The organism is Streptomyces sp. NPDC127117 (assembly GCF_042677325.1).
GTDB lineage: Bacteria > Actinomycetota > Actinomycetes > Streptomycetales > Streptomycetaceae > Streptomyces.
Map to the genome: position 1 here is coordinate 74,081 of NZ_JBHXTM010000012.1, position 24,820 is coordinate 98,900.

The 24,820-nt window shown below is 74.3% G+C and carries 15 protein-coding genes; 1 reads left to right on the forward strand and 14 read right to left on the reverse strand.

Translation table 11 applies throughout. The annotated features are described in order from the left end of the window. Positions 1 to 8 precede the first annotated feature (8 nt). The 6 genes from ACFVH0_RS13380 to ACFVH0_RS13405 all read right to left on the reverse strand — a co-directional run bounded on the left by ACFVH0_RS13380 (position 9) and on the right by ACFVH0_RS13405 (position 5,560). On the reverse strand, positions 9 to 866 hold the full coding sequence (locus ACFVH0_RS13380; protein WP_385819689.1) for a TatD family hydrolase: 858 nt from the start codon (positions 864 to 866) through the stop codon (positions 9 to 11). A 53-nt stretch (positions 867 to 919) separates the two neighbouring features. Continuing rightward, positions 920 to 1,579: an EboA domain-containing protein gene (locus ACFVH0_RS13385; RefSeq protein WP_385819690.1), complete on the reverse strand. Its 660-nt coding sequence runs from the start codon at positions 1,577 to 1,579 to the stop codon at positions 920 to 922. After that, positions 1,576 to 2,457 (reverse strand): sugar phosphate isomerase/epimerase family protein, encoded by an 882-nt coding sequence (locus ACFVH0_RS13390; protein WP_385819691.1) that lies wholly within the window; start codon positions 2,455 to 2,457, stop codon positions 1,576 to 1,578. The genes ACFVH0_RS13385 and ACFVH0_RS13390 overlap by 4 nt, the downstream gene beginning before the upstream one ends. After that, positions 2,454 to 3,485 (reverse strand): SCO3242 family prenyltransferase, encoded by a 1,032-nt coding sequence (locus ACFVH0_RS13395; RefSeq protein WP_385819692.1) that lies wholly within the window; start codon positions 3,483 to 3,485, stop codon positions 2,454 to 2,456. The genes ACFVH0_RS13390 and ACFVH0_RS13395 overlap by 4 nt, the downstream gene beginning before the upstream one ends. Continuing rightward, the gene (locus ACFVH0_RS13400) at positions 3,482 to 4,669 is read right to left on the reverse strand and encodes an inositol-3-phosphate synthase (RefSeq protein ID WP_385819693.1); all 1,188 of its coding nucleotides are present in this window, start codon (positions 4,667 to 4,669) and stop codon (positions 3,482 to 3,484) included. Before ACFVH0_RS13400 ends, ACFVH0_RS13395 begins: the two co-directional genes overlap by 4 nt. Positions 4,670 to 4,768: 99 nt before the next feature. Beyond that, positions 4,769 to 5,560 (reverse strand): Tat pathway signal sequence domain protein, encoded by a 792-nt coding sequence (locus ACFVH0_RS13405; RefSeq protein WP_385819694.1) that lies wholly within the window; start codon positions 5,558 to 5,560, stop codon positions 4,769 to 4,771. A gap of 367 nt (positions 5,561 to 5,927) precedes the next feature. On the opposite strand from ACFVH0_RS13405, the gene ACFVH0_RS13410 reads away from it, so the two are divergent. Then, positions 5,928 to 6,830, forward strand: a complete 903-nt coding sequence (locus ACFVH0_RS13410; RefSeq protein WP_385819695.1) for a hypothetical protein — start codon at positions 5,928 to 5,930, stop codon at positions 6,828 to 6,830. A gap of 75 nt (positions 6,831 to 6,905) precedes the next feature. On the opposite strand, the gene ACFVH0_RS13415 is transcribed toward ACFVH0_RS13410, so the two are convergent. From ACFVH0_RS13415 to ACFVH0_RS13450, 8 genes are all read right to left on the reverse strand, one after another. Next, positions 6,906 to 8,288, reverse strand: a complete 1,383-nt coding sequence (locus ACFVH0_RS13415; RefSeq protein ID WP_385819696.1) for an MFS transporter — start codon at positions 8,286 to 8,288, stop codon at positions 6,906 to 6,908. Next, the gene (locus tag ACFVH0_RS13420; RefSeq protein WP_385819697.1) at positions 8,285 to 9,277 is read right to left on the reverse strand and encodes an ornithine carbamoyltransferase; all 993 of its coding nucleotides are present in this window, start codon (positions 9,275 to 9,277) and stop codon (positions 8,285 to 8,287) included. Before ACFVH0_RS13420 ends, ACFVH0_RS13415 begins: the two co-directional genes overlap by 4 nt. A gap of 4 nt (positions 9,278 to 9,281) precedes the next feature. Next, positions 9,282 to 15,857, reverse strand: coding sequence for an amino acid adenylation domain-containing protein (locus tag ACFVH0_RS13425; protein ID WP_385819698.1), 6,576 nt, complete (start codon positions 15,855 to 15,857; stop codon positions 9,282 to 9,284). Further along, positions 15,854 to 20,935: an amino acid adenylation domain-containing protein gene (locus ACFVH0_RS13430; protein WP_385819699.1), complete on the reverse strand. Its 5,082-nt coding sequence runs from the start codon at positions 20,933 to 20,935 to the stop codon at positions 15,854 to 15,856. Before ACFVH0_RS13430 ends, ACFVH0_RS13425 begins: the two co-directional genes overlap by 4 nt. A gap of 72 nt (positions 20,936 to 21,007) precedes the next feature. Then, on the reverse strand, positions 21,008 to 21,223 hold the full coding sequence (locus tag ACFVH0_RS13435; RefSeq protein ID WP_385819700.1) for an MbtH family protein: 216 nt from the start codon (positions 21,221 to 21,223) through the stop codon (positions 21,008 to 21,010). A 213-nt stretch (positions 21,224 to 21,436) separates the two neighbouring features. Continuing rightward, positions 21,437 to 22,612 carry an FAD-dependent monooxygenase gene (locus ACFVH0_RS13440; RefSeq protein WP_385819701.1) on the reverse strand — a complete coding sequence of 392 codons (1,176 nt, stop codon included), beginning with the start codon at positions 22,610 to 22,612 and terminating at the stop codon, positions 21,437 to 21,439. Next, positions 22,609 to 24,072 (reverse strand): condensation domain-containing protein, encoded by a 1,464-nt coding sequence (locus tag ACFVH0_RS13445; protein ID WP_385819702.1) that lies wholly within the window; start codon positions 24,070 to 24,072, stop codon positions 22,609 to 22,611. The genes ACFVH0_RS13440 and ACFVH0_RS13445 overlap by 4 nt, the downstream gene beginning before the upstream one ends. Continuing rightward, the gene (locus ACFVH0_RS13450) at positions 24,069 to 24,785 is read right to left on the reverse strand and encodes a 2-hydroxychromene-2-carboxylate isomerase (protein WP_385819703.1); all 717 of its coding nucleotides are present in this window, start codon (positions 24,783 to 24,785) and stop codon (positions 24,069 to 24,071) included. The genes ACFVH0_RS13445 and ACFVH0_RS13450 overlap by 4 nt, the downstream gene beginning before the upstream one ends. Positions 24,786 to 24,820 lie beyond the last annotated feature (35 nt).

The following is a 24,820-nucleotide window of genomic DNA, read 5'->3' on the forward strand; positions in this document are numbered from 1 at the left end:
TATCGACCTCAACTGCCGCCGCGGGCGATCGAATTTCCGGCGTACAGCCCCGCGGCCTGCACATCGTTGTAACCGTCCAGGTCAAGCCTGCCCGACTGCCCGTAGAACGTGAGCGGGTTGCGCCACATGACGCGGTCGACATCATCCTCGTCGAAACCGGCTTCGAGCATGGTTTCCGCGGTGATCCTGGTGAGCAGGGGATCGCTGTGTCCCCAGTCCGCCGCCGAGTTAACGAGCATGTGCTCCGTTCCGTACTTTTTGAGGATGTCGACCATCCGCTGCGGGGTCATCTTGGTGTCCGGATAGATGGAGAACCCCATCCAGCAGCCGGTTCCGATCACCTCGGTGACGGTTACCTCATTGAGATGGTCGAGGACGACGTGGCCGGGGTCGATGCCGGATTCCTCGATGACGGCCAGGGAGCGGGCGGTGCCGCCGGCCTTGTCGCGGTGCGGGGTGTGGACCAGTGCGGGCAGCCCGAATTCGACGGCGAGGTCGAGCTGTGCGGCGAACGCGTGCTCCTCCGCGTCGGTCATGGTGTCGTAGCCGATCTCCCCGACCGCTACGACGGAGTCCTTGGCGAGGTAGCGCGGCAGCAGGTCGAGCACGGGGGTGCAGCGCGGGTCGTTGGCCTCCTTCGGGTTGAGCCCGATGGTGCAGTGGTGCCGGATGCCGAACTGGGCGGCGCGGTAGGGCTCCCAGCCGAGCAGGGCGTCGAAGTAGTCGGCGAAGCTGGCCGGGTGGGTGCGTGGCTGGCCGAGCCAGAAGGCCGGTTCCACCAGGGCGCGTACACCTGCGTCGTACATGGCCCGGTAGTCGTCGGTGGTCCGGGACGTCATGTGGATGTGCGGGTCGAATATACGCATGGCCAATCTCCGTCGGTGTGTGGCCCGGCTCCGTTGCGGGCCGGGTGCGGTGCTCAGCTGTCGTGGGTGGCGACCAGCCACAGGTCGGCGGGTACGGTACGGCCCGCCGCTCGGCGCTCGGTCGCGAAGCCGACGGCCATCCGGGCCAGCTCGGCGTCCCGGCGTTCGTGCAGTCCGGCCACCTTGGCCAGCGGGATGCCGGTGAAGAGGCACTTGAGGACGGCCTGGCGCCAGCGGTACTGGTCGAGGTGGGCCCGTGCGTAGGGGCCGAGCGCGGCGGCGATGAGCCGGTTGTCGTTGGTGCGCAGCGCGTCGTCGGTGAGGTGTACGGCGTGCGGTCCGAGCGGCAGGAAGGGCAGGGCGCACAGGACGCCGCGCCGCTCCGCCGCGTCGCCGTTGCGGTAGCGCTCCGTGGCCTCCTGCGCCAACTCCGGGCCTTCGAGCTTCAGTTGGCCGAGGAGTCTGGTGCGTACGCCGTCCTCGACGCTCCAGCCCGCCCAGCCGGGCAGCCTGCCCCTGCCGTAGACGCGGCCGGCGGCGGGGAAGCGGCTGTCGAGGGCGGCCGGGCCCTGTTCGGCGACGGCCGCGAGGTCCTGGGCGAGGCGGGCGCGGTGCTCGTGGTCGAGGGCCGAGCCCAGTCCCTCGGTGAGGGCGCGCAGGGTGAGGGTGTGGTGCACGGTGGTCGGTGCCGCCGTGATCGTCGGTGCTGTCATACCGGTTCGGCCTCCTTCGACAGGGCTGCGGTGCGCAGGAATTCGATGCTGTGGCGGGCGGTCGCGGTCGCCGCGTGGCTGTGTCTGGGCAGCTCCACCGAGACCAGTCCCCGGTACCCGGCGGCGGCGAGGGCACGCAGTACCGGTGGGAAGTGGATCTCGCCCTCGCCGAACGGCAGGTGTTCGTGGACGCCGCGTCGCATGTCCTCGATCTGGACGTGGGCGAGGCGGTCGGATGCCAGTTCGACACAGCGGGGGACGCTGTGGGGTTCGAGGCACCGGCAGTGGCCGATGTCGAGGGTGAGACGGAAGCGGTCGGGGAGGCCCAGCTCGCGGTGCAGCCTGCGGTAGCCGGCGAGGTCGGCGACGAGCATGCCGGGCTCGGGCTCGAAGGCGAGGTCGACCCCGGTGGCGTCGGCGTGCGCGACGGTCTCCGCGCAGCCGTCGACCAGCCGCTGCCAGGCCTGTTCCGGGGTGGTGCCGGGGTCCGAGGTGCCGCTCCAGAAGTGGACGGCCCCGGCGCCGAGTTCGGCGGCGATGCCGATGGCGCGGCGCAGCAGCCCCAGGCGCAGGTCACGGCCCTCGGGCTCGGCGGAGAGCAGGGTGGGGCGGTGCTTGCGCCAGGGGTCGAGAAGGTAGCGGGCGCCGGTCTCGACGACGACGGCGAGGCCGGTGGCGTCGAGGGCGCGCCGGGTCTCGGCGATCCGCCGGGGCAGGTCGTGGGCGTAGGGGTCGAGGTGCTGGTGGTCCAGGGTGAGGGAGACGCCCCGGTAGCCGAGGTCGGCGAGGACGCGCAGCGCGTCGGGCAGCCGGTGGTCGGCGAAGCCGTTGGTGCCGTACGCGAAGCGCAGGTCCGAGGGGTCCGGGCGGTGGCTCATGTCGAGGACACCTTCCGGGCGAGCCGGCCCACCAGGGGCAGGGCGGCGGCGAGCGGCAGGGCGAGCAGGGGTGCTCCGGCGCGGGCGACCAGGGTGGCCTGGAGCGGCAGCAGTGCGTGGATGCCGGCACCGACCGCGGCGCGGACGCGCGGGGCGGAGGGGTCGCGGACGACGGCGGTCTGGGCGCGGGCGCAGGTGCCCGCGTAGGTGGCGAGGGCCGCGCCGGTGACCAGGGCGTCGACGGGCTTGCGGGCGACGGGGGCGTCCGGTGTCCCGGCGGCGGCGAGCAGTGCGGCGACGGAGGACGCGGCGGGGGCGCCGAGGTGGGCGCCGTCCGCCGCGGCGGAGAACAGCCGGGCGGGGGTGGGCGGTCGGGCGGCGTTGGCGGTTGCGGCGCGCGGGCCGGCGGTGGCCAGCAGGTGGGCAGCGCCCGCTCCGGCGATCGCGGCGGTCGTCGCCAGGGACAGCTTCGGCTCGCTCGTGGGCGCGCCGTCGACCTCGTGGCGGCTGAGCCGGGTCACCGCGAAGGTGTGCGCGGCGACGGCGGCGGCGGCCGGGAGGGCGGCGGCCGCGCGGCCGGGGCCGGTGCCGTGCAGGACGTCGAGGGCGCGGGCGGCGGCCATGGCGGCCGGGCCGAGCGGGGTCGACTTGAGGCCGAGGTCGTACGCCCAGACGGCGGCGGCCAGCGGCAGGGTGCGGCGCAGCAGGGTGCGGCGGCCGCCGGCGAGGGCGGCGAGGCCGAGGCCCGCGCCGGTGAGGCCGATGGCGGTGGCGAGGGCGGCGCTCGGGGTGAGCCGGCCGGACGGGATGGGGCGTTCGGGGCGTTCGGTGGCGTCCTCGGCGCGGTCCGCCCAGTCGTTGAGAGCCATGCCCGCCCAGTACAGGGCGACGGAGGACGCGGCGAGGCCGGTGGTGCGGCGGATGCCGGGGCGGCCCGCCGCGAGTGCCCCGGCGACGACGTCGCCGGGGACCGTGATCGCGGCGGGGGCCCGGACCAGTTCCGCGTAGGTGCGCAGGGCGGTGTTCATCGCAGGCTGCCCGTCGCGGCCGGGACCGGGGCGTTCGCCCAGGCGGTCAGGGCCTCGTACTGGAGGGTGAGGTTGTGCTCACGGGAGCCGGCCGGGTCCTTGAAGAAGAAGCCGAGTGCGGTGAGCGCGCCACGGTCGCCGCGGCGGCGGCCGTGGGCGGCCAGCCGTACGAGGTCGAGGACGAGCGGGGCGGCGAGGGCGGAGTCGCAGCCCTGCCAGGTGAACTGCATGGACATCCGGACACCGAGGAAGCCCTCGAAGGAGATGTGGTCCCAGGCGGTCTTCCACTCCCCCATCTCGGGGACGTTGTCGATGTGGACCTGGCCCTGGACGGGGTGGCCGACGGTCTCCTCCAGGCTGCGCTGCTTGGACTCGGTCTTGCTGCGGGCGGCCTCGGGGTCCTGGAGGGTGGCGCCGTCGCCGCCGCCGAGCAGGTTGGTGCCGGACCAGGAGCGCAGGCGCAGGGCGCGTTGGGTGAACATCGGGGCGAGCGCGCTCTTGACGAGGGTCTCGCCGGTCTTGCCGTCGCGCCCGGCGTGCGGGACGCCGCAGGCCCGGGCGAGTTGTTCCAGTGCGGGCAGCGAAGCGCCCGCGGACGGGGTGAAGTTGACGTAGGCGCAGCCGGCGCGGAAGGCGGCGTACGCGTACAGGGAGCTGGGCGGCAGCAGGTCGGTGCTGGTGGCGAGGATCTCGTCGAGCTCCGTGAGGTCGAGGAACGCCGGGTCGGGGTCAGGCAGCGGCTCGGTGGAGGAGACGTTGACGACGACGACCTGTTCCAGGGCGTGCCGTTCGCGGAAGGAGACGATGTCCGCCGCGAAGCGCGCGGCGGCCTCGGCCTGGGGCTCGCCGGGCCGCTGCGAGCCGTCGCGGATCTCGCGGTCGGCGGCCTCCAGTGCGCCGTGCACGCCGTCGAGGAGGGTGGCGGGCAGGACGCCCGCCCGGGCGAGTTGCCCGGCCCTCGCCGTCAGTGGGACGGACACGATGTCGTGTCCGCCGAACACGAGGTCGGCGAGGGCCGGGAGTGATGCGTCGCGGAACGGGGGAAGGTCCGTGACGCATCCGTCACAGGAGGCGCTGCCCGCGGCGATCGCGGTGGCGCCGACGGTCGCGGCCGTGGCGACCGAGCCTCGTGCGCCGATCATCCAGACGCCGATGCGGGGTGAAGTTCCGGTCGTGGCTCGCATGGTGGGCTGTGCCTCCTGAGTCGTACGGGGAGTGGGGTGCGGTCCCGGGGCGTGTGCGGGCACGCCCCGCGGACGGACGGCGCCGCGTTCGGCGGCCTCCTAGAACTTGCCCAGGTCGACCGGGTACGGGTAGGTGTCGAAGGCCGTGTCGAGCTGGTCCGGGCTGCGGTGCAGCCACTTGCGGGTGACGCCGTGCACGGTCCGCCGGGGCAGGCGCTTGTTGTCGTTCGCGTCGATGGCCGGCTGGCCGATGGACTGGAGCTCCCAGGCGACGCCCGCGAGCCGGTTGATGTGCGTCCACCACTTCACGTCGATGTCCAGGAGCCGGAAGCCGGCCAGGAAGGGGTGCCAGCGGTGGTAGGCGTGGGTGAAGTCCGGCGGCGTGAAGTTCATCATGTGGACCTTGTTGCCGGCCGAGCGGCGCGGGTCGAACAGGACGCCCTGGCCGAAGTCCTGGAAGGCGTGGACCAGCCCCTCCGGGTCGTTCCCGTAGAACTCGCGGTAGACGTCGCGCTGGGCGCCGGAGAGCAGCACGAAGGCGTCGCGGTTGGGGCGGATGAGCTCCAGGTAGCTGCGCGGGTAGCGCCCGCCGGAGCGGGTGGCGGCCCAGGCCGAGTCGACCTTGGTGAAGTCGCCGAACGGCTTGACGATGACGTCGACGGCCTCGACGAGTTCGGGCGTCGGGTTGAAGTAGAAGCGCTCGTCGTACTCGTACCAGAACTCGTTGGCGCGACGGTCGCCGACCATGCCCGGGATCTCGGGGAACGTGCTGCGGGGCCGGCCGTGTGCGGAGGCCGGCAGAGCGCCGGCCACCGTCACCGCGGCCGCCGCCCCGGCGATGCCGGCGGCGGCCCTGAGGACGCCCCGGCGGTCCATGGTGTTCTGCGGCATCGGTGGATCTCCTTCGTCAGTGGGCGGTGCGGGGATTGCGGTGATGGAACGACTCTCGCGGGCCGGACTATGTGCGTCCTATAACCGCGTCGGCAGGGCGTATTGCCTGTTCATAGGGGGTGTGATCGGCGCCGAAGCCGCCGCGATGCCGGGACGATATGGCAACGGATTACGTTCTTCCGGAAACAGATGTACGAATCACTACATCGTTTTTCGGCCATTCAAGCGGCCAGTACCGGTCACTGTCCCCACCAGTGAAGGAGTCACTGTGGTCACGCTCACGAGCGCCCGGGTCCAACGGAAGGACACCGAAGACAACGGGGGCATCCCCCGATTACATGGCCCCCTCGCCTGGTGCGCGGGGGCCATGGCACTGCTCGCGGTGACAGCCGCGGGCGGCCTGTTCCTCGACGGACGCACCGTGCTGGGTGAGGGGGTGTGGCTCAAACCCCTGAAGTTCGCGGTCTCGTTCGGCCTCTACACGATCACCCTGGCGTGGATGATCGGCCGGACGGATCGCTGGCAGCGCACCTTGCGCAGACTCGGCACCGTCACCGTGGTGCTGTTCATCGTCCCGGAGATATCGATCATCACGTTCCAGGCCGTACGGGGCGAGCGAAGTCACTTCAATGTGTCGTCCACGCTCAACGACGTACTGGTCAAGGCGATGGGCGGCGCGGCGTACATCGGCTGGACCATGACACTGCTGCTCGGGATCTTCCTGCTGTGGCAGCGCAAGGTGGACCGGCCGCTGGCCTGGGCCATCCCGATCGGGCTGTTCGTCTCACTGGCGGGCATGTCGATCGGCTATCTGATGACCACCCCCACGGCCGCGCAGCAGCGGGCTCTGGACGCCGGGGAGCATCCGGCCACACTCGGCGCGCACAGCGTCGGGGTGCTGGACGGTGGTGCCGGTCTGCCGCTGACCGACTGGGCGACCGGTGGCGGGGATCTGCGGGTGGCGCACTTCGTGGGTCTGCACGCGCTGCAGTTGCTGCCACTGGCCGCCGTGGGCCTCGGGATGCTCTCGGGGCGGCTGCCGCTGCTGCGCGGCGAGGGTACGCGTACGGCCCTGATCGTCGTCGGCGGGGCCGGCCATGCCGGGCTCACCGCACTGCTGTTGTGGCAGGCGGAGCGGGGGCAGCCACTGCTCGAACCCGACCGGCTCACCCTCACCACCGCCGCCTGGCTCGTCGGCGCGGTCGTGGTGGCGGTCGCCGTGGTGCTCGCCACGGCGTCGCGCGACCTGCGCGACTCGCCCGGAGGCTGACGCTCCCGGCACGGACGAGAAGGGGGTCACCGCTGCTGCGGTGACCCCCTCCTTCGCCTTCCGGCGTGCCGTCGGTCAGTCGGCCGCCGCGAACGGGCCCCGGCGCAGGGCCGGGGAGATCAGCGCGGCGAGGGCCGTCACGGCCATCGCGAGGCTGAGCCCCAGAATCGTCCGGGTCGGGCCGAGGCCCTCCAGGGCGAAGCCGGCCGCGACCGGGCCAGCGGCCATCGCACCGCCACCCACCAGCATGGCCAGGGAGTTGGCCCGTCCCCGCATGCTGTCCGGTGCGATCCGGACGAGATAGACCCCGCCCGCCACGTTGAACACACCGCCCACGTAGCCGCTCAGCGCGAAGATCGCACCCAGTGCGTAGGGGTCGCGGAGCACAGCGACGGGCACCATCAGCAGCGCCCACACCGCCAGTCCGCCGATCACCAGGGCGCGCATCGACAGCCGTTCGGTCCACCGGCCACCGCTGAGCGCGCCGACCAGACCGCCCGCCCCGCTGAGCGAGAGCACGACGCCCACCTGGAACTCGGTGCCGCCCGCCGACTGGATGCCGGACATCACCGCCAGGTTGAGGCCCTGGAAGAGGATGTTGGATACGGCGACGGCGGCCATCACGGCCCGCAGGAAGTGCTGGCGCCACATCCAGACGAGGCCGGCCCGGACCTCGGCGGCAAGCGCCGTCCGGGGCGCGTCCTTCCGTTCCTGCTGGAGCTTCCCCCGTACCCCGAACAGGCAGACCACGGCGGCGAGCTGACCGGCCGCCGCCGCCACGAACGGCAGCGCGGAGCCGAGCGTGACCAGTCCGCTGCCCAGTGGCTGGCCCGCGATGGCGGCCCCCCTGGTGCGGGCCTCGTTGCCGGTCATGGCGGCGCCGATCTGCTCGGGCGGCACCACGGCGGGCACGGCGGCCCGCTCGGCCAGCTGGAACAGCACACCGAGGGTGCCCTCGACGAACGCGGCGGCCAGCAGCGCCCACAGCCAGACGTGGCCGCTCAGCAGGAGCGCGGCGACCGCACCGGCCACCAACGCCTGGCCGAGTCCGGCCACCAGCATGATGCGCCGCCGGTCCCAGCGGTCGACGAGCGCACCGCCGGGCAGCTGCACCACGAGCTGTGGGAGCAGCAGCGCGGTCCCGACGAGCCCGGCGTCGCTGGGCGACCTGGTCGCCCACAGGACGGCGAGCGGATACGCGACGGCCGTGGCACGCCCGGCGAGCAGCGAGAGGCCGGCGCCGCCCCACAGCAGGCGGTAGTCACGGTTGCGCCGCAGCGGCACGGGCGGCGCGGCGGTCTCCGCGTCCGGTGCGACCTCCGTCACGGCCTGCGGCGCGCGCTCCGCGGTCGCCCGGGGCTCCTCGTCCGGCACGGCGTCGTCCCGTTGCCCGGCCAGGAGCCACGGCAGCACCGCCGGGTCGGTCGGTTCGGTCACGGAGTCGGTCGCCGGTTTCATCGCGCGGCCACCAGATCGCGGTCCGCGGCGGGGGTCGCCCCGGCCGCCGGCTCCCCGGCCTTCGGGGAGGTCTCGGCGGTGCGGACGAACTCCAGTACCGCCATCGCGCTGTGCATCTTGTTGGTGGCCTGGGCGAAGGCGATGCTGTGCGGTCCGTCCAGCACCTCGGCCGCCACCTCCTCGCCCCGGTGGGCCGGCAGGTCGTGCATGAACACGGCGTCCGGGCTGGTCTCCCAGAGGGCGGGCGTGACCTGGAACGGGGCGAAGACGGTCCGCCAGTCGGGGTCGGGCTTGCTGGTGCCGGTGGTCTGCCAGCGGGTCGTGTAGATCACGTCGTGGCCGCCGGCCAGCTCGTCCATGTCGGACCGCTCGACCAGGGTGGCGCCGGTGCGGGCGGCCTGGGCGCGGGCCCGGTGCGCGATCGCCTCGTCGAGTCCGTAGCCGGGCGGGGTGCGGACCTCGAAGTGGACGCCGGGGAAGCGGGTGAGGGCGAGCGCGAGGGCCGCCGCCGTGTTGTTGCCCTCGCCCGCGTACAGGATCCGCAGCCCGTCGATGTGGCCGAAGTGGCGCACCAGTGTGGTGAGGTCGGTGAGCGCCTGGGTGGGGTGTTCCTCGGCGGTCATGGCGTTGACGACGGACATCGTCCCCTGCCGCGCCCAGCCGCGCAGTTCGGCCTCGGGCCCGGCGGTCCGGGCGACGAGGACGTCGAGCATCCCGGACAGCACCCGGCCGGTGTCCTCGGTGGTCTCGCCGGTGTTGAGCTGGAGGTCGCCGGGTCCGTAGGCGATGAGGGAACCGCCCAGCCGCAGCGATCCGGAGGAGAAGGCGGTACGGGTGCGGGTGGAGGTCTTGGCGAAGTAGACGCCGACCACCTGGCCTTCCAGCGGGGCGGGCCGCCGGGCGAGACCGGCGGAGAACTCGGCACCGCGGTCCACGATCCGCCGCAGCTCCGCGTCGGTGAGGTCGTCGATGGAGATCAGATGACGCATGGGGTCAGCCTTCCTGGGCCGGGTCGTGGGCCGTGCGGACGTCGAGTGCGGCGGCGAGGTGTTCCACCGTGTGGTGGCGCAGCGCGGTCGCGAGGTCGAGGGGGATCCCGGCCCTGCGGGCGGCGAGCAGCAGGGGCGGTACGAGCAAGGAGTCGCCGCCGAGGTCCCTGAAGTCGTCGTGCACGCCGACCTGTTCGAGGCCGAGGACCTCGGCCCAGACGGCGGCGAGCCGTCGCTCGGTGTCGGTGCGCGGCTCCTCGTAGGGGGCGTCGGCGGCGGTGGCGGCGCGGGCCACCAGGGCGAACCGGTCGCGTTTGCCGTTCCCGCCGAGCGGGAGCGCGGGCAGCGCCGTGACGGTCGCCGGGATGACGGCGGCGGGCAGCACCGCGCGCAGCCTCTCGCGCAGGGCGGGTACGGAGACGGTGTGTCCCTCGGCGGGCACCACCCAGGCCGCGAGGCGCTTGCCGCCGTCGGCGGCGTCGACCGCCGCGACGAGGGCTTCGCGTACGGAGGGGTCGGCGGCGAGCGCGGCCTCGGCCTCGCCGGGTTCGACGCGGTGTCCCCGGATCTTGACCTGGTCGTCGGCGCGGCCGAGGAACTCCAGGGCGCCGCCGGGGAGACGGCGGGCCAGGTCTCCGGTGCGGTAGAGGCGGGCGCCCGGCAGTCCGTAGGGGTCGGGCAGGAAGGCGGCTGCGGTCAGGTCGGGGCGGCCGGCGTAGCCGCGGGCGAGCCCGTCGCCGCCGAGGTACACCTCACCGGCGATGCCGTCGGGGACCGGCCGCAGTGCGCTGTCCAGGAGCCGCAGGGTGACGCCCGGGAGCGGGGAGCCGAGGGCCACCAGGGTGCGGGGCGCGCGGGGCCGTTCGGGGGCGTGCAGGGTGTCGGCGTGCTGGAGTCCGGCCCGGACGCCGGCCGGTGCCGTGACGGGGCGCGGCGTGCTCCGGTGCCGGGGCAGGACGCGCAGCGCGGTGGCGGCGACGGTGGCCTCGGTGGGTCCGTACTCGGCGGCGAGGACCATGCCGCCGGCCCCGATGCGGGCGGCGACCCGGTCGGCCTGGGCAGCCGGGTAGGCGTCGCCCGCGCAGACGGCGAGCGCGGCCAGGGAGCCGAGTTCGGCGTCGGTCAACTGGGCTTCCAGGAGCGTCAGATGGCCGGGGGTGAGCCCGACGAAGGAGTAGGGCGCGCCCTTGAGGAGTTCGGCGCCGAACTCCTCCGGCCCGTACTCCTGCGGGAGCAGCCGTACGGTCCGACCGGTCATCAGGGGTGCGTACAGCGCGGGGATTCCGAGGTCGAAGCCGACGGAGGTGAACCACGGCGCGCCGCCGGTGCCGGCCGCCGCGTACTGCTCGACCGCCCAGTGCAGGTAGTGGGCGAGGGAGCGGTGGCTGATCTCGACGCCCTTGGGGGTGCCGGTGGAGCCGGAGGTGTGCAGGACGTACGCGAGCCGGTCCGGGTCGTGGACGGTGGCGGGCCGGGCGGGTACCGGGGCGTCGGTGAGGTCCTCGGTGACCAGGAGCGGGATCTCGCCCAGGCGGGCGGCGTGGCGGCGTTCGGTGACCGCGAGCGCGCAGCCGGTGCCGGCGATCCGGGCGTCGGGGGTGCAGGGGTCCACGGGTACCTGCGCGGCGCCCGCCTTCCAGACGCCCAGGAGTGCGGCCACCAGGTCGGGGCCCCGGTCCAGGAGCACCGCGACGCGGGTCTCGGGCCCGGCGCCGAGGGCGCGCAGCCGGTGGGCGACGGCGTCGGCGCGGGCGTCGAGCGTGGCGTAGGAGAGGGTGGCGGACCCGAAGGAGAGGGCGGGGGCGGTCGGGGTCCGGGCGGCCTGTGCCTCGAACGCGCCGAGCACGTCGGCGGGGGTGTCGGAGTGTGGCAGGGCGGGTGCGGCGAGGGCGGCGCGCTCGTACGCGTCGGGGTACGAGCCACGGGCGTCGCCGTCGGCGCCGGTGCGCGCCATGTCGGCGAAGACGGCGGTGTAGAGCGCGGCGAGGCGCTTGGCGCGGCCCCGGGAGAGGGTGCGGGTGCGGGAGGCGATGGACAGGTGGCCGCGCACGGGGGTGCCGACGACGAGCCGGAACTCGTTGGGGCTGTCGTCGCGGCTGGCCATGATGTCGATGAGCTCGGTGTCGACCTGGTGGAAGTCCAGGTAGTGGAAGAGGACGTCGATGAGGTGGGATTCGCCGCCGGGTCTGCGCATGGCGGGCATCGGGTAGCGGCGGTGCGGCCACAGCTCGACCTCGCGGGCGAAGACCTGCTGGGCGAGTTCGCCCCAGGTCGCGGCGGTGCGCTCGTACGGGAAGGGCACCGAGTTGAGGTACATGCCGGAGACGCGTTCGGCGCCCGCCTCCTCGGGGCGCGCGTCGGCGACCATGCCGCCGCGGAACCGCTCGGCGCGGGTGAGCAGCGAAAGGACCTTGCTGTGCGCGGCGTGCAGGACGCTCTTGTAGGGGACCTCGGCGGCGGTGGCGAGGGCGCGCAGGCCCGGTTCGACGTCGCCGAGCGGGACGTCGATGCGGTAGCGCTCGTCGCCCTCGTCGTCGCCCTGCCAGCCGGCCGGGACACTGAACCGCTCGTACGTGTCGACGATGTGGCGCCAGTGGTCGCGGTCGGCCGGGTCGTCCAGGGAGCGCAGTTCGCCCGCGACGAAGTCGGCGTAGCGAACGGCGGGCACCGGCGGGGCGGGCTCGGGTTCGGCGCCGGAGCGCAGTGCGCGGTAGGCGCGGAGCATCTCCATCAGCTGGGAGTGGTAGCTCCAGCCCTCGATGACGGGGTGGCACTCGGTGATGGACAGCCACCAGCTCTCGTCGTCCAGGAGGTGGACGGCCATCCGCATGAGCGGTGCGCGGGTGAGGTCGAAGAGCTCTTCGCGGTCGCGGTCGGCGAACTCCCAGAGGGCCAGTTCGCGGCGGGCGGCCGGCAGGTGGCGCAGGTCGTCGAAGACGCAGGGCATCCGCGAGGCCGCGTGGACGAGCTGGAGCGGCCGGGAGTAGCCGTCGAGGGCGAAGGAGGTCCGCATGACCTCGTGGCGTTCGACGATCAGGTCGGCGGCCCGCTGGAACGCCTCGGGGTCGAAGGGGAGTTCGTCGCGGATCCGGAAGGAGGTGATGTTGTGGTAGCGGTTCTCGGTGCTCTCGCCGTACATCTCGACGAGCATCCCGGCCTGGGTGAGCGAGACGGGGTAGGCGTCGGTGACGTCGGCGGGCAGCGCGGCCCGGTCCTGTTCGCCGATGAGGGCGAACCGGGCTACGGTGCCGCCCGGTCCGGCGCCGTCCGCGTCGCCGAGGGCGGCGCGGAGCCGGGCCACGGTGCGGTGCGCGAAGATGTCGCGGACGCTGGTCTCCCAGCCGGCCTCGCGCAGCGCGCCGACGAGGGTGACGGCGCGGATGGAGTCGCCGCCGAGTTCGAAGAAGTTGTCGTGGACGCCGACGGTGTCCCGGCCCAGGACGGTGGCCCAGATCCCGGCGATGGCGCCTTCGGTGGCGTCGCGGGCCTCGACGTAGTCGCCGACGGCGGTGGCGGCGCGGCCCGGGGCGGGCAGCGCGCGCCGGTCGAGCTTGCCGTTGGCGGTCAGCGGCAGGGCGTCGAGGGTGAGATAGGCGGCGGGCACCATGTACGGCGGGAGGGTCTCGCCGACGCGGGCGCGCAGCGCGGCCGGGGCGAGGTCGTCGGGGTCGGCGCCCTCGGCGGGGACGACGTAGGCGACGAGTTCTTTGGCGCCGGGGCTGTCCTCGCGGACGAGGGCGACGGCTTCGGAGACGGCCGGGTCCGCGGTGAGCGCGGACTCGATCTCGCCGGGCTCGATGCGGTAGCCGCGGAGTTTGACCTGGTGGTCGGCGCGGGCGACGAAGTCGAGGTTGCCGTCGGGCAGCACGCGGGCGATGTCGCCGGTGCGGTAGAGCCGGGTACCCGCCGGGCCGTAGGGGTCGGGCACGAAGCGTTCGGCGGTCAGGTCGGGGCGGCCCGCGTAGCCGCGGGCGACGCCGATGCCGCCGATCCACACCTCGCCGGGCACGCCGATGGGCAGCGGTCGCAGGTGCTCGTCGAGGACGTACATGGTGGTGTGGGGAACGGCGCGCCCGATGGGGACGAGTTCGGTGGTGACGGGCCCGTCGAGGAAGTACGCGGAGTTGCCGACGGTGATCTCGGTGGGGCCGTACTCGGCGGCGAGGCGGGTGCCGTCGGGGCCCGCCGAGGTGGTCCAGCGCTCGGCGAGCCGGGCGGTGAAGGAGTCGCCCGCGGCGATGACGAGACCGGCCAGCCCCTTGATCTGATTGTCAGTCAGTTGTTGCTGGAGCAGGTCGAGATGGCCGGGGGTGAGTTTGATGAAGGCGTACGGGGCGCCCGCGGCGAGCAGGGCGCCGAGGTCGGCGGTGTCGAAGTCCTGCGGGAGCAGGTGGACGTCGCGGCCGGTCATCAGCGGTGCGTAGAGGTCGGGTACGCCGAGGTCGAAGGCGATCGACGAGAACAGCGGGGCGCCGCCGGGGCCGGCGTCCGCGTAGGCCCGGACGGTCCAGCCGAGGTAGTTGGCCAGCCCGCGGTGGGTGACGAGGACGCCCTTGGGGCGGCCGGTGGAGCCGGAGGTGTAGATGACGTAGGCGAGTGCGTCGAGGTCGTACCCGGTGGGCAGGGCGGCGGTGGCGGCCGCGCGGGCGGCCTGCTCGGCCGGGTCGTCGGTGACCAGGACGGCGGGGCCGTCTTCGTCGGTGTCCAGGACGGCGGGGCCGTCGAAGCGGTCGGCGTAGCGGGTCTCGGTGAGGACGGTCCGGGTGCCGGTGGTGGCCAGCATGTGGCCGACGCGCTCGTCCGGGTAGCCGGGGTCGACGGGTACGTACGCGGCGCCCGCGCGCCAGATGCCGAGCAGGGCGGCGACCAGTTCCGGCGAGCGGTCCAGGAGGACGGCGACGGTGTCCTCGGGGCCGACGCCGAGCCCGGCGAGCCGGCGGGCGTGGCGCTCCGACTCCTCGGCGAGCCGGCGGTAGGTGTACGTGGTGTCGCCGTGCCGCAGGGCGGTGGCGTCGGGGGTGGCCGCGGCCTGTTCCAGGATGGTTTCCAGGACGGGGCGCAGGGCGGTGGGGTCGAGGGGGTGATCGGTGCCGACGGGGGTGGCCGGTCCGTCGAGGAGCAGGGCGCGCTCCTCGGGGCCGATCGGGTCGAGGGCGGAGAGCGGGGCGTCGGGGGCGGCGGCGATCCGGGCGAGGAGCCGGGTGTAGTGCCCGGCGATCCGGGCGGCGGTGGCCGCGTCGAAGAGGGCCGTGGCGTATTCGAGGCTGCCGTGCAGGGTGCCGTCGGCGCGTTCGGTGAGGTGCAGCGTCAGGTCGAAGCGGGCGATGGAACTCGCGGCGGGGACGGGCTCGGCGGTGATGCCGGGCAGGTCGGGGCCGTCGGCCCCCTCGCCGGACGCGAGGTCGAACATGACCTGGAAGAGCGGTGTGGTGGACAGGTCGCGCTCGGGCTCCAGCTCGTCGGCGATCCGGTCGAACGGCGTCTCCTGGTGGTCGAAGGCGTCCAGCACGGTGGTGCGGTTGGCGGCGAGGACATCCCGGAAGGCCGGGTCGGCGCCCCAACGGGCCCGTAGCACCAGGGTGTTGTACGCGTATCCGGCCATCTGCCGCAGTTCGGGGCGGGTGCGCCCGGAGACGGCGGTGCCGACCGAGACGTCCCGTTTGCCGGTGTAGCGGCCGAGCAGGGTCTGGTAGGCGGTGAGCAGGACCATGAAGAGGGTGGCGTCGCCGTCACGGGCGACCTTGCGCAGCGCGGTGGCGGTGGTGGCGGGGACGTCGAAGCCGTGCGTGGCGCCGCCCCAGGTGCGCACTGCGGGGCGGGGCCGGTCGGTGGGCAGGGCGAGCGGCTCGACGCCGGCGAGCTCCCGGCGCCACCGGTCGAGGCCGCGGTCGGCGTCGGGGCCGCTCTGCCTGCGGGCGGCCCAGGCCGCGTAGTCGGCGTACTGGACGGGCAGTTCGGGCAGCTCCTCGCCCCGGTAGAGGGCGGCGAGGTCGGCCAGGAGCAGCGGGCGGGTCAGCGCGTCGCAGGCGATGTGGTGCATGACGACGAGCAGGACGTGGTCGTCGGGGGCGAAGCGCAGCAGCCGTACCCGCAGCGGGTGGTCGGCGGCCAGGTCGAAGGTCTCGGCGGCGCGTGCCTCGGTGAAGGCGACGGCGGCCGCGTCGCGGGCGACGGCGTCCAGGCCGGGCCGGTCGGTGACGGCGAGGTCGACGGGCCCGGCCGGGTCGACGGCCTGCCGGGGGTCGGCCGCGTCCAGGACGTAGCGGGTGCGCAGGATCTCGTGGCGGGCGGCGAGCGCGTCGAACGCCTGCTGGAGGGTGCCCGGCGACAGCGGGCCGCGCAGCCGGTACGCCATCGGCAGCAGGTACTCGGGGCTCTGCGGGTCGAGCTGGTGCAGGAACCACAGCTGACGCTGCCCCGCCGAGAGTTCAAGAGGCTCGGCGCGGTCGGCGCGCGGGATCGCGGCGGTGCGGGCGGGGGTGCCGGCGCCGCGCCCGGCGCGCCCGGCGAGGCGGCGGCGCAGGAGCTCGGCGCGCAGCTCCTCCTGCGTGGGCTGCGTCGGCGCGGTGGGTGCGGTCACGGCTGGTACTCCCTGTGGGCGAGGGCGAGTTCGGCTTCGGTGAGCGTCTCTATCTCGGCCGTCACTGCCTCTTCCACGGCTTCGGCGAGCCGGGCGACGGTGGGGCGTTCGAAGACGGCGCGCAGGGGCAGTTCGACGTCGAACTCCTCCTGGATGCGGGCGACGACCTGGGCGGCACGCACGGAGTTGCCGCCGCTGCGGAAGAACCCCTGGCGGGCGCCGATCCGGTGGCCGGCGACGGCTTCCGGGCCGTGCAGCACCTCGGCCCAGATCCCGGCGATGATCTCCTCGACGGGTCCTTCGGGGGCGGTGTACGGCTCGTCGGCGAGCGCGGCGGCGAGGTCGGGCGTGGGCAGGGCCGCGGTGTCGACCTTGCCGTGCCGGGTGAGCGGCACCGCGGTGATCGGCACGAGCAGGGCGGGGACCATGTAGTCGGGCAGCTTGCGGGCGCAGTGGTCCAGGAGCGCGCTGTCACCGGGCACGGGGGTGTTGTCGGCGGCCACCCAGTAGCCGACGAGCGCGGCGTCGGAGCCGGAGCCATGGACGGCGACCACGGCCTGGGCGACTCCGGGGTGCTCGGCCAGGACGCCCTGGACCTCGCCGGTCTCCACCCGCCTGCCGCGGATCTTGACCTGGCCGTCGGCGCGCCCGGCGAACTCCAGCGTGCCGTCGGGCAGCATGCGGGCCATGTCGCCGCTGCGGTAGAGGCGGGCGCCGGGCTCGCCGTACGGGTCGGGCACGAACACGGCCGCGGTCAGGCCGGGCCTGCCGTGGTAGCCGCGGGCGAGGGCGGCCCCGCCGATGCACAGCTCGCCGGTCACCCCGTACGGCACGGGGGTGAGGTTCTCGTCCAGGACGCGGACCGTGCAGTGCGGGTAGGGGCGGCCGATCGGGGTGGACTGCGCGGTGTCGTGCGCGTCCCACCGGGTGGAGGCGATGGTCGTCTCGGTGAGTCCGTACTCGTTGATGAACCGCCGCAGCCTGCGCGAGAGGTCGCGGGCGAGGGCGGGCGGGCAGTCCTCGCCGCCGGTCTTGCCGACCAGTGGGCGGCGGCCGAAACCGGCGTCGATCAGCATCTGCCAGTGCGCGGGGGCGGCCTGGAGGTGGCTTACGCCGTGCCGGTCGAGCAGCGCCAACTGGGCGCGGTGGTCGCGCAGTTCGTGGTCCTGGGCAAGGACGACCCGGCCGCCCGCGACGAGCGGCATGACGAGTTCGGTCCAGGAGATGTCGAACGTGGGCTGGGCCAGGGCGAGGTAGGCGTCGTCGGGGCCCTGCCCGAAGTCCAGGTGGGCCTGGAAGGCGCGCAGGGTGGGCAGCAGGGTGCGGTGCTCGACGGCGACGCCCTTGGGACGGCCGGTGGAGCCGGAGGTGTACATCAGGTAGGCGAGGCGTCCGCCGTCCCCGGCGGGCAGCGGCTCGGCGTCCGTCGGCGGTGCGGCGTCCGGTTCCGTGTCCAGGGTGAGGACGGCGCCGCGGTGGATCCCGGCCAGGCGTGCGGCGCCCGCCGTGTCGGTGACGAGGACGCCCGCCCCCGAGTCGGCGAGCACATGGGCGATCCGGTCGTCGGGCGCGCCCGGGTCGAGGGGCACATGGGCGGCGCCGGCGTGCCAGCTGCCGAGGATCGTGGCGAGCAGTTCGGGGGTGCGGCCGAGCAGCACGGCGACGGTGGTCTCCGGGCCGGCGCCGAGGCCACGCAGCCGGTGGCCGAGGAATTCGGCGCGCCGGGTGAGCCGCCGGTACGTCCAGGTCTCGTCGCCGCAGACGACGGCCGGGTCGTGCGGGGAGCGCCGGGCCACCTCCGCGATCGCGGTGTGCACACCGCCGTCGGACGCTCCGGTGATGGTGTCCCCCGGGCCGGCGGGGCCGGGGCCGTGGGCGACGAGTTCGGCGCGCAGCGGGGCGGGCAGGAGGTCGGCGGTGCCCAGTCGTACCCACGGGTCGTCGGTGACCGCCTCCAGCAGGCGGGTCCAGCAGTCGGCGAACCGCTCGACGGTGGCCGGGTCGAACAGGGCGGTGGCGTACTCGGCCATGCCGAGCAGGGAGCCGTCGTCCCGGCGCTGCACGACGAACGTGAGGTCGGTGCGGGCGGCCTGCCAGGCGCCCCGGAAGGCGTCGAGGTCGCCGGCCGAGGTCGCGGTGCCGGTGCGGCCCTCCTCGTGCAGGTCGAACATCACCTGGTAGAGCGGGGTGCGGGCGGCGTCGCGGCTCTCGTCGAGTTCGGCGACGAGCCGGTCGAAGGGCAGCTCCTGGTGGGCGAAGGCCGCGCGGGCGGTGTCGCGGACCCGGACGACGGCGTCTCGGAAGGTGTCGTCGGCTGCGGCGTCGCAGCGCAGCACGAGGGTGTTGAGGAAGAACCCGACGACGTCGGCGGTCTCGGGCCGCTCGCGGCCGGCCACCGGGATGCCGACCGGGACGTCCCAGCGGCCGGTGAGGCGGGCGACGAGCGCGGAGAACGCGGTGAGCAGGGTCTGCTGGAGGGTCGCCCCGCAGCTGCGGCCGAGGGCCGCGACGCGCTCGGTGAGCGCGGCCGGGACGGTGAAGAGGTGGACGGCGCCGTGCGCGTCGCGCACCGGGGGCCGGGGCCGGTCGGTGGGCAGGTCGAGCGGGGCGATGCCGTCCAGCACCCGCTTCCAGTGGCCGAGTTCGCGCGAGAGATACGTCTCGGTGAGCCGGGCGCGCCGGTGGGCGGCGTGGTCGGCGTACTGCACCGGGAGTTCGGGCAGCCGGGCGTCGGTGCCGGTGTGCGCGGCCTCGGCGAGCGCCTTGAGGTCGCGCTCCAGGACGACGGAGGACCAGCCGTCGCAGGCGATGTGGTGCAGCGAGAGGATCACGTGCAGGTGTTCGGTCCCCCGGCGCACGGTCAGGGCCCGCCAGACGGGGCCGTGCTCCAGGTCGAAGGGGCGGGCGAACTCCTCCTGCACCAGGGCGTTCAGCTCGTCGGCGGTCGCGGCGAGCGCGGTGCGCAGTCGGGGCGGGCGGGTGCCGGGCGCGTCGGCGATCTGGACGGGCTCGGTGCCGTTCAGTACGTACCGGGTGCGCAGGATCTCGTGCCGGTCGGCGAGTGCGCCGAGGGCGGTGGCGACGGTGGCGTCGCTGTACTCGGCGGGCAGGGTGAGGAAGGCGGGGGCGTTCCACTCGCTGCTGCCGGGGCGCAGCCGGTCGAGCAGCCACATGCCTTGCTGGCCGGGCGAGAGCGGCAGGCCCTCGGGCTTGCGGGGCACGGGAAGGACCGTTTCCGCAGTGTGGTTGTCGCCGGTCGGGTCGACGGGACGGCCGATCAGCGCGGCCTGGGTCTCGACGGTGGTCGCGGTGAACAGGGCGCGCAGGGGTACGCGGGTGCCCGCCGTAGCGGAAAGCAGCTCGGAGAGCCGGGTCAGCATCAGCGAGGAGCCGCCGAGCTGGAAGAAGTCGTGGGTGGCGCCGATCTCCCCGGCGGGGATGGCGATCAGCCGTGCCCAGATCTCGGCGACGGCCCGCTCGGTGGCGTCGCGCACCGGGACGTACGCGGTCTCGGTGCGGCTCTCGGCCGGGTCGGGCAGGGCGCCCCGGTCGATCTTCCCGCTGGCGGTGAGCGGCCACTCGTCGACGGTCACGAAGACGGACGGCACCAGGACGTCGGGCAGGGTGCGGCGCAGGAAGGCGCGCAGCTCGTCGGGGCGGGGGGCCTCGCCGCGCGGCTGGACCCAGGCGGCGAGCCGGTGGCCCCCACCGGCGGGGTCGGGCACGGCGGCGGCGACGGCGGTGCGCACCCAGGGGTGGGCGGCGAGCGCGGCCTCGACCTCGCCGGGCTCGATCCGTACACCGTTGACCTTGACCTGCTGGTCGAGGCGGCCGAGGTATTCGAGGACGCCGTCGGCGCGCCAGCGCACCTTGTCCCCGGTGCGGTAGAGCCGCTGGCCCTCGTTGTGCGGGTCGGGCACGAAGCGTTCGGCGGTGAGGTCCGGGCGGCCGAGGTAGCCGAGGGCGAGTCCGATGCCGCCCGCGTGGAGTTCGCCGGGGACGCCGACGGGCACGGGCCGTCCGGCCGGGTCGAGGACGACCACGCGCATGTTGCCGATGGGTCGCCCGATGGGGACGGCACCGGTGTCCCGGTCCGGATCCCACAGGTGCTCGGTGATGTCGACGGACGCCTCGGTGGGGCCGTAGGTGTTCCAGATCCGTACGCCGGGCGCGCGTTCCAGGATGCGGCGGCACAGGTCGGCGTGGAGGGGTTCACCGGCGCTGAACACCAGTCGCAGGGCGGTGGCGCGCTCCCAGCCGGGTTCGTCGACGAGGCGCCGGTAGACGGAGGGGACGCCCTGGAGGACGGTGACGCCGTGGTCGGCGACGGCGGCGAGCAGAGTCGCGGGGTCGCGCTCGGCGCCGTCGGGGGCGAGCACGAGGGCGGCGCCGCTGACGAGCGGGGAGAACAGCTCCAGTCCGGCGGCGTCGAAGCCGACGGTGGTCTTGAGCAGCACCCGGTCGGCGGGGCCGAGCCGGTGGCGGTGGGCGAGCCAGCGCACCCGGTTGGCGATGCCCTGGTGCGGGACGACGACGCCCTTGGGGCGGCCGGTGGAACCTGAGGTGTGCAGGACGTAGGCGGGCCGGCCCGGTTCGGCGACGAACTCCGGTGCATCCACGGGCTGTTCGCCGGTGGCGGTGACGTCCTCGGCGAGCAGCACCCGGGTGGCCGCGGGCAGCTTGTCGGCGGTGGACCGCTCGGCGAGGGCCACCGGCGCCTGCGCGTCCTCCAGGACGAGGGCGATGCGGCTCTCGGGGTGGTTCGGGTCGAGCGGTACGTAGGCGCCGCCCGCCAGCCAGACGCCGAGGAGCCCGGCGACCAGGTCGGGCCCGCGGCGCAGGCACACGCCCACGAAGTCACCGGGGCGCACGCCCAGGGCGTGCAGCCGGGTGGCGAACAGCGCGGCGCGCGCACCGAGTCCGGCGTAGGTGACCACGGTTCCATCGGCGCCGATCACAGCGGGAGCGTCGGGCGTACGGGTGCGCTGGGCGGCGAACAGCGCGGGCAGCAGGGGTGCGGTCCTGGGCCGGGCAGCGGGTGCGCCGGTGTACGAACCCGACAGCGTGCGGTCGTTCACAGTCTCTCCTCCATCGGGATCGGGCGGCGCGGTGGGGGTCGGGCCCGGCCTCGGATCCGGCGGCCAGTACGGTCAGGCGGCGGTGGCGTCCATGCGGCGGCGCAGGCTCAGCGGGCGCAGGTCGGTCCAGATCTCGGTGATGCGCGCGAGGCACTCCTCGCGGGTGCCCTCGCTGCCCTCGGCGTGCCAGCCGGCCGGCAGGGCGCGGTCGGCCCACCAGATCGAATACTGCTCCTCGTCGTTGAGCACGACGCGGTACGGGGTTTCTTCGCTCTGCTGCTCGCTCATCGGTTCGGTGTCCCTTCATGTGATCGGCTATGGCCATGGTTGGACGGAGCGCTATCCGGGCCCTATGCCGGTCATGTATTCGCCGCGCCCCGCACCGAGTCCGGAACCACGACCCGAACCGAGTCCGGGGCCGCGCCCGGAACATGGCGGGGCCCCTGGCGCGGGGAGAGCGCCAGGGGCCCCTGGTCCTTTCGCACGCGGCCCGACTACACGTCAGGCCGCCTGGTGGAGTCGGCTCTGCGACCCGTCGAGGGCCGCCTCGACGTCGTGGTCGAGGACCCAGTCGACGCTCTCGGCGTCGATGCGGCGGTGCGCGGCGGCGTCCTTCGGCTGCTGCCCGGTCCGGGAGCCGAGCTGCACGCGGGTGGTGTGCGGCCGGCGCGCCTCCTCGTAGCGGCGCAGTGCGGCGGCGATGCCGTCCGCGCCGGGCTCCGCCTCTTCGAGGCAGACGGCGAGCGCCACGGCGTCCTCCACGGCCTGGTTGGCGCCCTGTCCGTGGTGCGGGAGCATCGGGTGGGCCGCGTCGCCGAGCAGGGTGGTGCGGGAGGTGCTCCACCGCGCCAGCGGCTCGCGGTCGTACAGCGCCCAGCGGCGCACCTCGCCCGCCGCGTCGGCGAGCGCGCGCACGGCGGGATCCCAGCCCGTCAGGACGGCGTCCAGGTCGGTGCGGTCGCCCGCGCTGGTCCACGACTCGGCGGCACCCTCGGCGGCCGGGGTCACCACGACGTAGGTGAACTGCCGGCCCCCGGCGACCGGGTAGAGCAGGACGCGCGCGGTGGGGCCCGCGTACATGTACATCAGCGCGGGGTCCAGGTCCGGCAGGTCGGCGGCGTCGACCACACCGCGCAGGGCGCTGTTGCCGGAGTAGACCGGGGCGTCGGCGCCCGCGACCGCGCGCCGGACCGCCGAGTGCACCCCGTCCGCGCCGATCAGCACGTCGGCGTGGGCGTCGGTGCCGTCCGCGAAGTGCAGGACGACCCCGTACACGGTCTCCTCGAACCGGACGAGCTCCTTGCCGGTGTGCACCCGCTCGGCGGGCACCCGCGAGGACAGCATCCGGTGCAGGTCGCCGCGGTGCACGGTGTAGTACGGGGCGCGGAACCGCTGCTGCCACGCCTCGCCCATCTCCTGGCGGGCCACGGTGGCGCCGTTGTGGAAGGCCCGTACCACCAGGGCCTCGGGGCGCACCGCGCACCGCTCCAACTCCGGTCCGAGGCCCAGCCGTTGGAGCAGTCGGGTGCCGTTGGGGCCGAGGTGCATGCCGACGCCCTGCTCGCGCAGATCCTCCCCCCGCTCGTAGACCTGGACGTCCAGGCCCCGGTGGTGCAGTGCGGCGGCGGCCGTCAGTCCGCCGAGTCCCGCACCCACGATCGCGATGCGCATGGTCATCGGAGTTCCCAGGAGTTCTCGAAGGATTCGAAGTCGTCGAAATCGGCGACGTCGTCGAAGGAGGTGGAGCCGAGGGCGAGCAGCGCGGCCGTCTCGTCCTGGCCGGCCAGTTCCACGTCGCCGATCCGGGTGCCCGGGTCGGCGACGGCCGCGGCGAGCATCCGCTCGTAGCCGTCCGCGAACCGCTCGACCGTGGCCCGGTCGAGCAGGTCGGTGTCGTACGAGAAGACGGCGGTGACACCGTCGGGGGTCTGCTCGATGCGCAGCAGCAGGTCCAGCTGGCCCTCCTGCTGCGGTACGTCGATCAGGGCGATGTCCAGCCCCTTGTACGCCACGGACGGGCCGATGACCTGCCCCGGCGGGACATTGGGCACCGGCGGGTCCATCCGGTCCATCTGGACCAGGAACAGCGCGGTGCGGAAAACGGTGGCCTGCGGGAAGGCCAGGGCACACGGGTAGCGGACGTTGACCATGCCCCGCATCACCCGCTCGCCGGCCAGCACGGCGGTGCTCCGGAAGGTGCTGGTGGCGTCGAACTCGGCGCGTACCGGCATGGTGTTGAGGAAGCAGCCGATCACGTCCCGCTGCGCCTTGCCCACCCTGCTGGTCGCGGGCACCCCGAGGACGAACTCCTCCTGGCCGGTCCAGCGGTGGGTGAGCGCCTGGAAGACACCGAGCAGATACGCGAACGGGGTGACGCCCGCGTCGTCGGCCGCCGCGTCGAGCCCCCGGGCGGTGGCCGGGGCGAGCACCCGGACCACGGTGCCGCCCCGGAGCGAGCGCACGACGGGTCGCGGCCGGTCCAGCGGGAGTTCCGCGGCGGGCGCCCCGGCGACCGACTCGCGCCACCGGTCCGCGCCGCGCCGCCCCGCCTCGGAGGCGATGTGGCGCAGCTCCTCGGCGGCGTGGTCGGCGTACGAACCGGGGATGGGCCGCCAGGCCGGCTCGGTGCCGGTGGAGATGCCCGCGTAGGCGTCGAGCAGGTCGCGGACGAGCAGCCAGCGCGAGGTGAAGTCGCTGACGATGTGGTGGGCGGCGGTCACGAGCGCCCACTCGTCGTCGCAGCGGCGCAGCAGCACGACCCGGAAGGCGCCGGACTCCAGGCGGAAGGGGCGGGCGCCCGCTTCCTCCGCGGCCCGTCGCAGGCCCTCCTCGTCGATGCCGTCGAGGTCCCTGAACTCCATGCGGACCAGGGCCCGTTCGGCGGCTGTGCGGACCGGGGTGCCGTCCTGCTCGGTGAAGACGGAGCGCAGCAGTTCCTGCCGGTCGCCGACGACGGTGACCGCCTCGGCCATGGCGGCCGGGTCGACGGGTCCGCGCAGCAGCAGCGGCATCACGATGTTGTAGGAGGCGCTCCGGGGTGCGACGCGGTACGCGGTCCACATCGCTTCCTGGATGGCGGTCAGCGGCAGGGTTCCCCCGGCCGTGGCGCGCTCGTCGGTGCCGGTCACGGTGCTCATCCGCAGCCTCCCGCGTGGCTCATGTCGGTGGTCCGGCCGGCGGCGGGGACGGCGGGCGGCTCGGCGGTGGCGGCCGCGGGGACGGCGGCGGGGGCGAAGGACGCGGCGAAGTCTGTGACGCGGTCCAGGCCCCAGTACGGCTCGCTGCCGTTGATGAAGTAGGGCACGCCGAAGACGCCGTCGCGGTGCACGTCGAGCAGCGCCCGTACGCCCTGTTCACGCACCAGCGGGTGGTGGGGGGCCTGGTCGACCTCCGCACCGTCCAGACCGATCTCCTCGGCCAGTCCGCGCACCACGGCCGGGTCGCAGATGTCGCGGCCCTCCAGCCAGCGGGCCCGCCCGGCGCGCTCGACCCAGGTGCGGCCGAGTCCCTCACGCTCGGCGAGGAACCAGGTCAGGTGGGCCGGCTCCCACCAGGGCTTGCGGTCCACCGGCCAGGTCAGCGCCAGGCCGCGGTCGGCGGCGAGCCTGCGCACATCGCGCAGGATGTAGAACTGCTTGGCGCGGGACATCGGGTGGAACGGGAACTCGGCGCCGGGCGAGGCCTCGGCGAGCAGCCTCTCACTGGCCGGGTCCGGCTCCCAGAACGGGCGCCATTCGACCCGGTCGAGCAGCTCCGGGTGGTCGCGCTCCAGGTCGGCGAGGGCGAAGAAGTTGTAGGGGCTGCGCAGGTTGAAGTAGAACCGGGGCGGCTTGGTGGTGCGGGCGGTCATGGCGAACTCCTTGGGATGACGGGAGGACCGGGGTG